The 1,740-nt window shown below is 45.8% G+C and carries 1 protein-coding gene; it reads right to left on the bottom strand.

All coding sequences use genetic code 11. The annotated features are described in order from the left end of the window. The gene (gene ilvD, locus UYI_RS0131265; protein ID WP_016870626.1) at positions 1–1,686 is read right to left on the bottom strand and encodes a dihydroxy-acid dehydratase; all 1,686 of its coding nucleotides are present in this window, start codon (positions 1,684–1,686) and stop codon (positions 1–3) included. Positions 1,687–1,740 lie beyond the last annotated feature (54 nt).

Genomic DNA, 1,740 nt, shown 5'->3' on the forward strand with positions numbered 1-1,740 from the left:
TTAAAACAAATCCAAATCAGTCACCGCACCAAGACTACTAGAAGAAACCAACTTGGCATATTTGGCCAACACACCCTTAGTATAACGAGGTGGACGAGGTTGCCAATTCTGACGACGACGAGCTAATTGTTCATCTGACAGGTGCAGTTGCAATAAACGAGCATGAGCATCAATGGTGATGGTATCACCTTCTTCTACTAATGCGATCGCACCGCCCACAGCAGCTTCTGGTGCAACATGTCCCACAACCATACCGTAAGTACCGCCAGAGAATCTGCCATCGGTGATTAATCCCACACAATCACCTAAACCAGCCCCGATAATTGCCGAGGTGGGAGCAAGCATTTCCCGCATTCCTGGTCCGCCTTTGGGGCCTTCGTAACGAATTACAATCACATCACCAGCATTGATTTTTTTGGCGAGAATAGCGTCTAAGCAAGATTCTTCCGATTCAAAAACTCGTGCTGGACCAGTAATTTTCGGGGTTTTGACTCCAGTTATCTTTGCTACTGCTCCTTCTGTTGCTAGATTCCCCTTCAGGATAGCTAAATGTCCCTGATTATACATCGGATTATCCCAAGTCCGAATCACATCTTGGTTAGCTGGCGGTTCGTTTGGCACATCTGCTAATACTTCTGCAATCGTTTGACCAGTGATTGTTAAGCAATCACCGTGCAGCAAATCATGCAAGAGTAGCATTTTCATCACCTGGGGAATACCACCAGCCTTGTGTAAATCCGTAGCTACATACTTCCCACTTGGTTTTAAATCGCACAACACCGGCACACGGGCACGGATTGTTTCAAAGTCATCAAGACAAAGTTCAACCCCAGCTGCACGGGCAATTGCCAAAAAATGCAATACGGCATTTGTAGAACCACCCACTGCCATAATCACAGAAATCGCATTTTCTATTGATTTACGAGTGATTATCTGACGCGGTAAAATTTGCTTACGAATTGCTTCTACTAGGACAAATGCCGATTTTTCTGTACTGTCGGCTTTTTCTTCATCTTCTGCTGCCATTGTTGAGGAGTAGGGTAAACTCATGCCCATTGCTTCAAAGGCAGAGGACATGGTGTTAGCTGTATACATGCCACCGCAGGAACCTGCACCAGGACAGGCGCGGCGTTCAACTTCCAATAGTTCATTTGAGTCTATTTTGCCAGCGCTGTATTCGCCTACCGCTTCAAAAGAACTAACAACGGTTAAATCCCGTCCATTGTAGTGTCCTGGTTTAATCGTACCGCCATAAACAAAAATTGCAGGTATGTTCATTCGGGCGATCGCAATCATTGCCCCTGGCATGTTTTTATCACAACCGCCGATTGCCAGTACTCCATCCATGCTTTGCCCATTGCAGGCTGTTTCGATCGAATCGGCTATTACTTCTCGCGATACCAAAGAGTATTTCATCCCTTCGGTTCCCATGGAAATGCCATCGCTAATCGTAATTGTGCCGAACATTTGTGGCATCGCTGAGGCTTTTTTGATGCCAATTTCTGCTCTTTGTGCTAGTTTATTAATCCCCATGTTGCAAGGGGTTATGGTGCTGTAACCATTGGCAATGCCAACTATGGCTTTTGTAAAATCTTGGTCTTGAAAACCCACTGCACGCAGCATGGCACGGTTGGGCGATCGCTGCACTCCTTGGGTGACTACTTTGCTTCTAAAATTTTCTGACATTTTGATGTTTCCTCAGTGCCGTCTACTTACTTTCGGCACATCTGTTGTGGTGAT

Origin of the sequence: Fischerella muscicola PCC 7414 (assembly GCF_000317205.1) — a bacterium.
GTDB lineage: Bacteria > Cyanobacteriota > Cyanobacteriia > Cyanobacteriales > Nostocaceae > Fischerella > Fischerella muscicola.

What these genes read in the sequence shown, in the direction of transcription:
- ilvD (WP_016870626.1), bottom strand. Translation starts at nt 1,686, where the DNA reads ATGTCAGAAAATTTTAGAAGCAAAGTAGTCACCCAAGGAGTGCAGCGA.